Origin of the sequence: Streptomyces fagopyri (genome assembly GCF_009498275.1) — a bacterium.
In the GTDB taxonomy this organism is placed as follows: domain Bacteria; phylum Actinomycetota; class Actinomycetes; order Streptomycetales; family Streptomycetaceae; genus Streptomyces; species Streptomyces fagopyri.
The window spans coordinates 719842-731787 of the sequence record NZ_CP045643.1 but is presented as its reverse complement, the minus strand read 5'-3'; the positions used below and the strand labels follow the sequence as shown (position 1 = coordinate 731787).

Here is an 11946-nt window from a genome sequence, read left to right as displayed (position 1 = left end):
GGCCGTTCGCGGCCCTGCGCGGCCGCTCGTGGTTCGGTGGCCGAACGCCTAACATGAAGCAGAGAAACCGAAAACCTGAACCACTGCCCCTGTGTGTGGGATGCGCCGTGAAGGATCCGGAGATCGATTACCAGGGCATCTTCGACGCGTCACCCAGCGCGATGCTGGTGCTCACGCCCGATCTTGTCATCGTGGACGCGAACACGTCCTACCAGGACCTGGTCGGGCGGCCACGACAGCAACTCGTCGACCGGTTCGTGTTCGACGCCTTCCCCAAGGACCCGGAGGGTCCGGACGATCTCCACGCGTCGCTTCGACGGGTTCTGGAGACCCGCGTCCAGGACGTCGCGGGCCCGATGCGCCACGACGTGGAGGAGCCGGGGCGGCCCGGGGTGTTCGAAGAGCGTTACTGGAGCCCGATCAACGCCCCCGTCCTCGACTCCGACGGAAACGTCGTGCTCGTCGTGCACCGTCTGGAAGAGATCACCGAGGTCGTGCGCGCGTGCGGTCCGGAATCCGACAAGCGGCGCCTGCGGACGCAGTTCGAGCTGTACGCGCGATCACGCGAGTTGCAGCAGGTCAACGAACGGCTGCGGCAGGCCAACGCGCGCGAACGGCAGGTCGCCCTCGCGCTTCAGGACGCGATGCTGCCCGCGCCCGAGTGCCTCGACCACCTTCAGGCGGCGGTGCGTTACCGGCCCGCCGAGGACACCCTCAATGTCTGCGGAGACTGGTACGAGGTGACACAGCTCGCCGACGGGGCCGCCGCCGTCGCGGTCGGTGATGTCGTGGGACACGGGCTGGCGGCGGCCGGGATCATGGGCCAGCTGCGCAGTGCCCTGAGCGCGGCCATCCGCGTCGTCGAGGGGCCCGCCACCGCACTCGACGGGCTCGACATGTACACGCGTTCCGTCGACGGCGCTCTCGCCAGCACCGCCGTGCAGACCGTCATCGACGAGGACGGCCACCGCATCACCTACAGCAGTGCCGGTCACCCGCCGCCGGCCCTGGCCCACCCGGACGGCACGGTGCAGTTCCTGGACCGGGCAACGGATCCCCCGCTGGGGGCCGGCCCCGTGCACCGGCCCCGTCCGCAGGCCACGACCGGCTACGCCGACGGCGCCGCACTCGTCCTCTACAGCGACGGGCTGATCGAGCGGCGCCGCGAGGACATCGACGAGGGTCTCCAGCGCCTCGCCGACCACCTCGCCCGCCACCACAAGGACGACGCCGAGGACCTGGCGGAGGAGCTGACCACGCTGAGCGCGGCCACCGACGACACGGTCGTGGTCGTCGTCCGGCTCTGACACGGACGAGCGCCACCCGCGCCGTGGCCACAGCCGCGGCACTGGCCGTAGTCCCAGTAGGGGCGGGGCGGGGGCGGGGGCCATGGCCGATTGCCGCCGCCACCGGCCCGGTGGCCTTGCGAGGCTGCGGCACAATGGCGGTAGGCGCCCGCCGAGGCAGGTCAGGACGAGAGAGGCAGCGACGTGGTGCAGTGGCAGGGGACCAACTTCACCGTGGACGGACACGAGCCGACCAGCGCCGAGGAGTACTACCGGATCGGCCTGCACTGCTGGGACAGCGCGGAGCACCGCGACGCGGCCACCGCCTTCCTGGAAACCGCGGCGGCCAACGGTCACGGCGCCGCCGTCGAGCTCCTGGGGCACATCGACTACGTGCGGGGGCATTACGCGAGCGCGCTGCCACGGCTGCGGCAGAGCACCGGTTCACCGCGGGCGGCCTACTACCTCGCCTCGCTGTACCACCAGGGCTGCCCCCAGGCGGGTGTGCCCCAGTCGTTCGACGAGGCGGCCCGCTGGTACCGCTCCTCGGCCGAACTGGGCGAACCCGAGGCGATGCTGGCGCTGGGCGACCTCTACCTGGAGCGGCTGCTGCCCGTCGCCCGCACCCCCGCGGAGCACGCCCTGGAGTACTTCCTGGCGGCCGCCGCACGCAACCACCCCTACGGCCAGTACCGTGCCGCCGAGGTCTACCGCACCCTCTACCAGGACGCCCAGCGCGCCGCCGCGCTGTACCAGGCCTGCGTGGACAACCCGATGACCGTGCGTCACTCGCTGGGGTCGATGATGATGCTGCAGAGTCAGGCGCACCTGCGGGAGATATCGGCGAACAGCGCGGCGGGCTTGTTGCGGCAGCGTCGCGACAGCGTCAATCCCCCGCATCAGCGAGACGACTTCTACTGAGCTCCACCGGTTCGGGGAGCGAAGGTGTGGACCGCGGACCTCGGTAGGGACGGCGTCAGATCCTCCAGGACCGCAGGACGTCCGCGACGGCGTAGATCGGCAGGCGGGTCTCCCGGACCTTTCTGATCAGGTCGGACAGGCTCCCGTAGGGGGGATCGATGCCCTCCCCGGACTGGTCCATGTACTGGGCGGCGACGAACGCGGCGAAGAGGCTGTTGCGGTGGGGCAGCGGCTCGAGCCGCACGACGGTGTGCAGGAGCGCTGCCGCGCGCCACGCCGTGTCGGGATTGGACGTCTGGAGGGTCGGCATGCGTGTCTTGTGCCGCGCGACGGCCGCGACCAGCGCCGAGTAGTCGGTGACCGACACGTCGTCGGTTCCGAGGGCGGCCTCCTGGACGTCCAGGAGCCAGGAGACATCGATGTACAGGATCTCGCTCATCAGGCCGCGGCGACCCCGTCGCCACGCTGCGAGGGTGGGACCTCGTCGGGGAACGCCTCGTCGAACTCGGCGTGCAGCTTGTCCGCCCACGAGGTGGCTCCGGCGACGAACCGCTTGCGGTGCATCTCGCGGACGCCGAGATCGTGCATGTACTGCTTCAGGCTCTTGCCCTCCGCCGAGGCGGCCGCGCGCACACCTTCCATTTCCTCGTCCGTGAACGTCACATTCAGTGATGGCATGGCAAGCATGGTACCTATCAGGTACCTGCGAAGCCAGGCCGGGGTGGAAGTCCGGAGCTCCGGGTCGTCCGGGGTGTCGGCGGCCCCCTGTGAACGGCGCCCCCGAACGGCACTCGGAATCGCATCTCTGAACGGCATCTTCGGGTGCAACCTCCAGGTTGCTCCTGAGGGGCTGATGTGCAACCCTGGAGTTGCACCCAATGGTCTGCATGGACGGAGTCATCTCATGAGCGAGGACCGCATCGAACGCGAGACCCTGATCGCGGCACCCCTGGAGCGGGTCTGGGCGCTGGTGGCCCAACCCGGGTTCTGGGTGGCCGACAAGGCGAGCCTTCCCGGCACCGTGGCCGAAGAGGGGGCGTCGATGATCGCGAAGAACGCCGAACACGGCGACTTCCCGGTACGTGTGGAGAAGGTCGAGCCGCCGACGTACCTGGCGTACCGCTGGACCAGCGCGTTCCCCGGGGAGGAACTGCGCGAGGACAACAGCACCCTCGTGGAGTTCACGTTGAGTCAGGAGGGCGACGGCACACGGCTGCGTGTCGTGGAGAGCGGGTTCGCGGAGCTGGCGGGGTCGGAGGAACTGCGCGGTCAGAACCTGAAGGACCACGGCGAAGGCTGGCCCCTGGAACTCGGCGCGCTCAAGACGCGTGCCGAACAGCCCTCCACGTGACGGAAGAACGTCCTGGCGCCGCCGAGGTCGTCGACAGCGTCCTGGTCGCGCTCGCCGACCCGACGCGACGCCACCTCCTCGAACTGCTCGCCGCGCGGGGCGAGGCCACCGCGACGACGCTCGCCGAAGGGCTTCCCGTCTCACGGCAGGCGGTGGTCAAGCATCTGTCCGTCCTGGACGCCGCCGGACTGGTCACCGGCGGCCGGGTCGGACGCGAGGTGCGCTACGCGGTGCGGCCCGCGGCACTGAACTCCACGGCCCGCTGGATGGCGGCGCTCGCGGCCGACTGGGACCGGCGACTGGCCACCATCAAGCACCTCGCCGAGGCGGCGGAGCGAGAGCGGGCGGAGGAGGGAGAAGGGGAGTGAGGAGGGCGGCGACCACGTTCTGCCGCGAGGCCGGAACGCGTGTGGAGTGGGCCGCGGCCCGGACGGTCACCCCGCCCGACGGGTGACCGTTCGCCCAGATGTGCCCGTGGGGCCGGAGGCCCGTCCCGGCCTACGCTGCTCGTGGCGACCGCGAACGGGACGGCACGCGTCCGGCAGTCGCGCTCTGCGGTTCGTGGTTCGGTTCGGCGTCGAGGGAGGCCGCTCGTGGCCAGCACGTTTCAGGAGCGCAAGCTCAAGGGGATGTTCGCCGCGTTCGACGCGGACGGTGACGGCTACCTGCGCGAGGACGACTTCACTGCGCTCGTCGCCCGCTGGAGCCGGCTCCCCGCGGTGGGGCCGGGGACACAACTCCGCGCACGGGTCGAGACGTTGCTGATGGCCTGGTGGGACGCGCTCCTGGAGGCCGGCGACGCCAACGGGGACGGCACGGTCGACTTGGGCGAACTGCTCACCCTCGTCGACCGGTTGCCCACCATGGCCGAGGCCGTCGCCGCGACCGCCGACACGGTGTTCGACGCCGTGGACGCCAACGGTGACGGCCGTATCTCCCCGGAGGAACACCGCAGGCTCGTGGAGACCTGGAACGGGCAGCCCGTGGACATGACCGGTGTCTTCGAGCTGCTCGACCCGAACGGCGACGGCCACCTCGGCCGCGAGGACTTCGCGTCTCTCTGGCACCAGTTCTGGACCAGCGACGACCCGACGGAGCCGGGCAACTGGCTCTGCGGCCGGTTCCCCGGCTGAGGGCTGCCCCGAGGGGCGCTGTCCGACAGACGCGGGCGGCGGTCGTGGGCCGGTCGCCGTCCGGCCGGAGCCACGGACAGGGCTTCCCGGTGCGGTCGGTCACGACAGGATCTCGACGTACCCGTCGGTCCCGTGCACGCGGATCCGCTGACCGTCCCGGATCAGCCGGGTGGCTCCCTCCACGCCCACGACGGCCGGCAAACCGTACTCCCGGGCGATCACCGCGCCATGCGTCATCAGGCCGCCCACCTCCGTCACCAGGCCCGCGACCGCGACGAACAGCGGCGACCAGCTGGGGTCCGTGAACGTCGTGACCAGGATGTCGCCCGCTTCGAGATCGGCCTCCGCCATGTCCAGGATGACGCGGGCCCGTCCCTCGACGGTCCCGGCGGAAACCGGTAGGCCGACCAGGGCGCCGGCCGGCACGTCGTCGCGCCGGTACGCCCCGGAGAGGGCCTCACCGTCCGAGGTGAGCACCCGCGGCGGTGTGAGCGCGTGGTACGACCGGAACGCCTCCTTGCGCCGCCGGACGAGCCGGCCGTCCACCTGGTGCGAACGCGCGACGTCGTGGAGTTCCTGGAACGTGAGGTAGAAGATGTCCTCCTTCTCAGGAAGCACGCCGGCCCGCACCAGGCGCCCGGCCTCCTCCAGCAGGGCCCGCTTGTAGACGAAGTAGCGGCTGACGATGCCGTACTTCGGGTACTCCCGGTACCCGATGAAGGTACGGACCCGGTCGATCATCCGCTTGGCCTCGTCGGCCTTCCGGTCCCCGTCCGGCAGGGACCGCAAGCGCGACAGCACATCCTGTTCCTTCTCCCGCGCCTTCTGCCGCCCCTGCTCGAAGCGCCGTTCGGCGGCGCCCGGTCCGAAGTTCCTGACGTTGTCCAGGATCACGGGCACGAGCGTGGTGGGGCGCTCGCGCCAACGGGGCCTCGTGATGTCGATCTCGGCGACGCAGCGCATGCCGTACCGGTCGAGATAGGTCTCCAGGGCGTCGCGCGCTCCGGTCCCGCCCGGGAGCTTCGCCAGCTCGTCCAGGAAGCCCTCGTCCTCGACGCCTTGCAGGAACGACACCACCTCCGGATGCGGGCGGATCACGTCCGCGATGTCGAGCAGCTCCAGTCCCATCTCCGACGTGATGTTGCCGGGGGCGGACAGCGTCAGCGTGTCAGCCGCGTTCTTCTCGCCCAGCCACTCCCACAGCTTGTCGTTGAGCCACCACGTGGCCTCCATCCCCGCCATGATCGCCTGAAAGTTCAGTGGATCACCGAGGACTCGTCTGTGCTCCTCGAAGGCATCCAGCAGGAAGTCGAAGAGCGCCGGTCCGGTCTTCGTCCGGATGTCGCGCTCCAAGGCGGCGACGGACACCTCGCTGCGCTCGATCAGCTCGGTGACGATGGCCGGATCGGTCTCGATCGGGGCCGGGGCCCCGCCGGCCGGCGGAGCCCCGGGGCCCGTGTCCGGAAGAGACGGAACGAAGTCACCGCGGTCCAGGACGGTCTCCAGCGCGTCCCTGACCAGCGGATCGCCCCTCCCCATGACGTCCAGGAGAGCCGCGCGGGTCGCGGGCGAGGCCAGGCGAGGGGTCACGTCGACGAACAGCCGCCCGCCGGCCGCGTGCATCGGGACCATGGCCGTCAGCTGCCACACGGAGAGCCCGAGCGGCTTCATGGGGTCGGTCATCATCTGCTGATGACCGACGGAGACATAGACGTGGTTCTCCTGGTCGCCGGCCTCGGGGACGGGGAACAGGGTCGTGATGGGCCGGCTCTGAACGATGTGGAAGCCGTCGTCGACCAGGCACCACTCGATGTCCTGCGGACGGCCGAAGTGCGCTTCGATCCGCCGTCCGAGCCGCACGAGCCGAACGGCCTGCGCGTCCGTCAGCGCCGGCTGCTCCTGTCGCCGCGGGTCGATCGCCACTTCCCGCGTACCGCCGGCCGGCAGGGCCTGAACGGCACGCCGTTTGGCGGCGATCGCCCTGGTGACGACTTCGCCGTGTCGCACGGTGAAGACGTCCGGGTTCACCAGGCCGGAGACCGGGGCCTCGCCGAGGCCGAAGCCGGCGTCCACGGTGGCGACCTTCCGGTTGCCCGTGACGGGGTCGGCCGTGAACAGGACGCCGGCCGCGTGCGGGAAGACCATCCGCTGCACGACCACGGCCATGTGGACCGTACGATCGTCGACGCCGTTCCGCCGGCGGTAGGTCACGGCCCGCTCGGTGAACAGCGAGGCCCAGCAGCGGCTGACGTGCCGGAGGACCGCCGCCGGCCCCACGACGTTCAGGTACGTGTCCTGCTGGCCGGCGAAGGAGGCCGTCGGCAGATCCTCCGCCGTCGCGCTGGATCGGACGGCGCAGGCGGCTCCCTCGCCGAGCCGCGCGAGCGCGTCGGTGATCGCCGCCGCGAGATCGTCCGGGACGGCGATCCCTTCGACGGTCCGGCGAATCCGCGCACTGAGGGTGCGGATCGCCTCCCGGTCGTCCGGGTGCACGCGCGACAACTCGTCGAGTCGGTCGCCGATGGACGGCGCCTGCGCCATGACCAGCCGGAAGGCGTCCGTCGTCACGCAGAAGCCCCCGGGCACGCGGATGCCCTCGATCCGCGACAGGGCGCCCAGGTGCGCGCCCTTGCCGCCGACGACCGCGACCTGCGTCTCGTCGACCTCTTGAAGATCCAACACGTACTGCTCGATCACTGCGAAACCTCCGAGGCAGCCGTGCTCCGTTCCACCATGGTGGCCGATCGCGTCACCGGCGCCTCCCACTCCGTCGAACCACTTGTCGAGCACGTCCTCATCCTGGTTGCCTTCCCTCTGACGAATCGGCCGGCCACTCCGCCCGGCCGGGGCCCCGCGTCTCCGCGCCGGGCCCCGCAACCGCACTGCCGGTCCGACCACTGGCCCGACGTCACGGCGTCCCCCGTGCGTCGACGACAGCACACGCACGTCGTGCTCCCGTTTCCGCTGGTTGTGGCATCGGCCGACGATTCTGCGCCGTGACCGGGGCCTTGCGGCAAGCCCCCCGGCGCGCTATATCTTGAGAGTGGCAAGGAGAGCGAGTGCTCCTTGCCCTTTCTTATCGGCCGCTCAGGGGAACCGACCGGCTTCTCGCGAAGGGCGGCGCGCCGCGTACGAGTGCGGGTACGGGGCGCCGGCACCGGCGGATGTCCCACCGGACCGGCGACGCGATCGCGGAGCCCGAAGGTCTCTCTCGCCGGCCGGGCCCGAACGGGCGTCGAGCGTGCCACCCTCTCCCGGGGTCTCTCGCGCCGCGCGGATGCCGGGGCGAAGCTCGTCCGTCGGCCGCTCGACGGTCGCCGTGCCCGGATCGGCCGGCACCCGAGCGAACGGTCCCGCGCCGCACCGTGCGGACCGTCGCCCGGCCGGCCCGCCGCACGGACCGCATCCGAGCCACGGGCAGCAACGGCGCGATCCGCTTCCACGCCGCACGCGTCCGCGGCGCGATCCGCTTCCACGCCGCATCGGTGATCACCCATCGGACACGCACGGCCGTCCAACTGATCGGACGGTCGAGGAGGCATGGTCCAGCCGCTGTCCGGGTGGTCCGGTACCTGTCCCGGACCGGCGGTATGTGCGGGCCCCGTCCCGCGACGTGCGGGCCGGAGCCGGCAGCGGCGGTCGCCACGCTCGTCCGAACTCTTCCCGGATTCAAGGGTATTGACGCGAAGCTGGTCTAGTCCATACCGTCATCGCTCATCGGGTGTTCATGTGGCGGAATCGATGTCAGCGACATGAACTGCCGTTCCGTCCCCGCTGCTCCACTCACGGCACCCCCCCGCATCATCGCGCCCCCGCGCTCATGACAGGAGCCGTCTTGTGATCAGATCCGCCGTCAGGGCCCTCGCCACCGCTCCGGCCGTCCTCGCGATGGCCGCCACCGCCGTCGTCGCCGCAGGCGGCTCCGCGAGCGCCGCCGCCAACCCCGGCCCCGGCTTCCCCGCCCACTACGCCGCGCCGTACGCCGAGACATGGAACTCGCCCTCGGCCATGACCAGCGTCCGCAACGCGACGGGCCTGAAGTACTTCACGCTCGCTTTCGTCATCGACGGCGGCGGCTGCAACGCCATGTTCAACGGAGACACCCCCGTCACCGACGCCGGCTGGACCTCCGCGATCAACTCCCTGCGGGGCGCGGGCGGCGACGTCATCGCCTCCTTCGGCGGAGCCTCCGGCACCGAAGAGGCACTGGCCTGTACGAACGTGACCTCGCTCAAGGCTCAGTACAAGAAGGTCATCGACACCCTCAACCTCACCCGCGTCGACTTCGACATCGAGGGAAGCGCGATCGCCGACACCGCGGCCAACGACCGGCGGAACAAGGCACTCGCCCAGCTCCAGCAGGAGTACGCCGCCGCGGGCCGCAAACTGGACGTCCAGTACACCGTGCCTGCCACGTCGTCCGGCCTGGACGGCGACGCGACGAAACTGCTGTCCAACGCCAAGAGCAACGGTCTCAACGTCAACCTCGTCAACATCATGACGATGGACTACTACGACGGAACGCGGGACATGGGCAAGGCGGCCACCGACGCCGCCACCGCCCTGCGCTCCCAGCTCGGCGCCATCTGGCCGGAGAAGTCCGACGCGCAGCTGTGGGCGATGGAGGGCAACACCCCGATGATCGGCGTCAATGACGACGTCAGCGAGATCTTCACCACCGGCAACGCCACCACGCTCACCAACTTCGCCAAGTCCAAGGGCATCCAGGAGCTCGCCTTCTGGGCGCTCGGCCGCGACAAGGCGTGTGCCACCAACGGGCAGCTCTCCGACACCTGCAGTGGCACCCCGCAGAGCGCCTGGCAGTTCTCCAGCACCTTCAACACCTTGACCGGCGGTACCACTCCGCCGCCGCCCACCGGCTCCACCGGCCAGATCACGGGCCTCGGCGGCAAGTGCGTGGACGTCGCCTCGGCGAGCAGCGCCAACGGCACCGCCGTCCAGCTGTACGACTGCAACGGGACCGCCGCCCAGCAGTGGACCGTGGGATCGGACAACACCATCCGCAGCCTCGGTAAGTGCATGGACCTCACCGCGGCGGGTACCGCCAACGGGACCAAGGTTCAGCTGTACGACTGCAACGGCACCGGCGCGCAGGTCTGGCAGCGCGGCAGCGGCGACATCCTGGTGAACCCGGTGTCCGGCAAGTGCCTCGACGTCACCGACAAGTCGACGGCCAACGGGGCCCGGCTGCAGATCTGGACCTGCGCCGGCGGCACCAACCAGCAGTTCCACCTGCCGGCCTGACGGGGGGACAGGCCCGACACCGCCCGGTGCACCGCGTGTGCGCCGGGCGGTGGCGCGTGAGGACCGGGGCGGCCGTCCGTTCCCGGCGGCCCGCGGCGGGGCCCGCCGGCACGGGCCGTGACGGATGCCCGCCGGTTCGGGGCTCGGTGTTCTCAGAGTTCACCGATGACCGTGCCGAGTTCGTACTCGGTGTGGGACCGCTCCTGGAACCCGCGCCGCATCAGGGCGCCCATCCGGGCGGCGACGGCGCTGTCGCCCGCCAGGACCTGGAACAGGCTGCCGTCGACGTGGACGTCCTCCCTGGGCGCGAGGCCGGCCGCGTTGATGCGGCGCTTGGCGAGTCGTACGGCCGCTTCGGGGAATCCGGCGATGCGCTCCGCGAGCCGCTCCACATGAGAGGTCAACTCCCCGTCCGTGACGGCCTTGTTGACCACGCCGATGCGTTCGGCCTCCCGTGCGTCGACGTCCTCCGAGCTCAGGATCATCTGCATGGCCTGACCGCGGCCGGCGAGTCGCACGAGATGCTGGACGGCGCCCGCGCCGGTGAAGACCCCGGTCCCCACCTCGGGCTGGCCGATGACGGCGCGTTCGAGGGAAGCGAACCGCATGTCGCACGCGTACAGGAACTCGGCGCCGGCGCCGCGAGCCCGGCCTTCGAGCAGCGCGATCGTGACGGGACGTGCCTCGCTGAGAGGGCGGAACAGGGCGCCGAGACTCACGTCGTCCGGACCACCGGACCTCGCGGCAGCCGCCGTGTACTGGGGGATCCCATCGACAGGTCTCTGCACGAAGTCGGCGACACCTGGACTCTGCAGATCCTGCGTGACGCGATGCACGGTGTCACGCGCTTCACGGACTTCAGCAAGCACATCGGCCTCGCGACCAACGTCCTCAGCGCGCGCCTCCAGAAGCTCGTGGCCGCCGGGATCTTCGAGATCCACGACTCGGAACTCGGCAACTCGCACGAGTACGTCCTGACCGAGAAGGGCAGGGACTTCCACACCGTCCTGGCGGCACTGCGCCAGTGGGGCCAGAGGCATCTCTTCGACGACGACGAGCTCGTCAACCGGGTCGTCGACGCCCGCACCGGCAGGCAGCCCCTGCCGGTCACCCTCACCGCGGAGGACGGCCGGGAACTGTTCGCCGACGACATCCTCATAGTCCAGTCACGGGCGTCGGACCCCATCGAGTCCGCGACGCCGGTCGACACGCCACGCCGTCGGCAGGCAGGGGCGTAGGGGACGCTCGATTCCGTACCGTCGCGGACTCGCCCCCCGGTGCGGCCGGGTGTGGCGGAGTGGTGATCCGATCCCGCTGAACGTCAGCCGGCGGTCGGGTCGTCGCCGGATTCCCGCCGGTGGTCGCCGAGCGGTGCGGGGCGTCCGGCCGGCGGCCTCTCGCGCAGCAGCGCGTCGACGGAGGCGGTGAGGTCCTCCGTGAAGCGTTCCGTGCTCATCTCCGCGAGCGCGCCGGCCCGGATGACGTACCGGCTGAAGGTGACGCCGACGAGCAGCGCGGCCAGGAACGGCACCCGGTGCTCCAGCGCGTGCGCGCCGAGCAGCCGGCGGTAGGTCTCGTCGGTGCGTTGCTGCATGGCGATGTACAGCTTCGCCGCGGCGTGTTCGTCGTCCGTCGCACTGCGCATGAGCGCGACGAAGGTGTCGGTGCTCTCGGGGTTCTCCAGGCGGCGGACGAACTCCTGGGCGATGCGGGCGGCGAGGGGTTCGCCGGAGTCCTCGGCCAGTTCTTCGATGGAGCGGGTGCCGGGAACCGCGGCGAGGAACAGGTTCTCCTTGCTGCCGAAGTGGCGCAGCACCAGCCCGTGGGTGACCCCGGCGCGCTGGGCGATGTCTCTCAGCGTGGCCCGGTTGTAGCCGCGCTCGGCGAAGGCCCGGGCCGCGGCGTCGAGGATGGCGCGGCGGTGCAGCTCCGGATCGCGGACGCGGCGGGGGCGGGCGGGCGGAGTCTGGGCGGTGGGCATGGGCTGAAA

12 protein-coding genes are annotated in these 11946 nt (G+C 70.8%); 7 read left to right on the top strand and 5 right to left on the bottom strand.

Annotated features, from left to right (window positions below; all coding sequences use genetic code 11):
• Positions 1-107: 107 nt before the first annotated feature.
• A complete protein-coding gene (locus GFH48_RS03075; RefSeq protein ID WP_153286754.1) occupies positions 108-1307 on the top strand; it encodes a PP2C family protein-serine/threonine phosphatase in 1200 nt (399 codons plus the stop codon).
• Between the two features lie 183 nt (positions 1308-1490).
• Positions 1491-2207 carry a tetratricopeptide repeat protein gene (locus tag GFH48_RS03070; protein ID WP_153286753.1) on the top strand — a complete coding sequence of 239 codons (717 nt, stop codon included), beginning with the start codon at positions 1491-1493 and terminating at the stop codon, positions 2205-2207.
• Positions 2208-2262: 55 nt separating this feature from the next.
• Here the strand turns inward: GFH48_RS03070 and GFH48_RS03065 are convergent, their stop codons facing one another.
• On the bottom strand, positions 2263-2646 hold the full coding sequence (locus GFH48_RS03065; RefSeq protein WP_153286752.1) for a toxin Doc: 384 nt from the start codon (positions 2644-2646) through the stop codon (positions 2263-2265).
• Positions 2646-2885, bottom strand: coding sequence for a hypothetical protein (locus tag GFH48_RS03060; protein WP_168533035.1), 240 nt, complete (start codon positions 2883-2885; stop codon positions 2646-2648). The genes GFH48_RS03065 and GFH48_RS03060 overlap by 1 nt, the downstream gene beginning before the upstream one ends.
• A 226-nt stretch (positions 2886-3111) precedes the next feature.
• Between GFH48_RS03060 and GFH48_RS03055 the strand changes: the two genes are divergently transcribed.
• The 3 genes from GFH48_RS03055 to GFH48_RS03045 all read left to right on the top strand — a co-directional run bounded on the left by GFH48_RS03055 (position 3112) and on the right by GFH48_RS03045 (position 4691).
• Positions 3112-3558 (top strand): SRPBCC domain-containing protein, encoded by a 447-nt coding sequence (locus GFH48_RS03055; RefSeq protein ID WP_153286751.1) that lies wholly within the window; start codon positions 3112-3114, stop codon positions 3556-3558.
• Positions 3555-3926, top strand: a complete 372-nt coding sequence (locus GFH48_RS03050) for an ArsR/SmtB family transcription factor (RefSeq protein WP_153286750.1) — start codon at positions 3555-3557, stop codon at positions 3924-3926. Before GFH48_RS03055 ends, GFH48_RS03050 begins: the two co-directional genes overlap by 4 nt.
• A gap of 225 nt (positions 3927-4151) precedes the next feature.
• Positions 4152-4691, top strand: coding sequence for an EF-hand domain-containing protein (locus GFH48_RS03045; protein ID WP_153286749.1), 540 nt, complete (start codon positions 4152-4154; stop codon positions 4689-4691).
• A 99-nt stretch (positions 4692-4790) separates the two neighbouring features.
• On the opposite strand, the gene rph is transcribed toward GFH48_RS03045, so the two are convergent.
• A complete protein-coding gene (gene rph, locus GFH48_RS03040) occupies positions 4791-7388 on the bottom strand; it encodes a rifamycin-inactivating phosphotransferase (protein WP_153292694.1) in 2598 nt (865 codons plus the stop codon).
• A gap of 1140 nt (positions 7389-8528) precedes the next feature.
• On the opposite strand from rph, the gene GFH48_RS03035 reads away from it, so the two are divergent.
• Positions 8529-9956: a chitinase gene (locus GFH48_RS03035; protein WP_228120323.1), complete on the top strand. Its 1428-nt coding sequence runs from the start codon at positions 8529-8531 to the stop codon at positions 9954-9956.
• A 152-nt stretch (positions 9957-10108) separates the two neighbouring features.
• On the opposite strand, the gene GFH48_RS03030 is transcribed toward GFH48_RS03035, so the two are convergent.
• On the bottom strand, positions 10109-10675 hold the full coding sequence (locus GFH48_RS03030) for an enoyl-CoA hydratase/isomerase family protein (protein ID WP_194280477.1): 567 nt from the start codon (positions 10673-10675) through the stop codon (positions 10109-10111).
• A gap of 39 nt (positions 10676-10714) precedes the next feature.
• Between GFH48_RS03030 and GFH48_RS03025 the strand changes: the two genes are divergently transcribed.
• Positions 10715-11194, top strand: a complete 480-nt coding sequence (locus tag GFH48_RS03025; RefSeq protein ID WP_228121262.1) for a winged helix-turn-helix transcriptional regulator — start codon at positions 10715-10717, stop codon at positions 11192-11194.
• Positions 11195-11277: 83 nt separating this feature from the next.
• Here the strand turns inward: GFH48_RS03025 and GFH48_RS03020 are convergent, their stop codons facing one another.
• Entirely contained in the window at positions 11278-11937 is a 660-nt protein-coding gene (locus GFH48_RS03020) for a TetR/AcrR family transcriptional regulator (RefSeq protein WP_153286746.1), read from the bottom strand.
• Between the last annotated feature and the right edge of the window lie 9 nt (positions 11938-11946).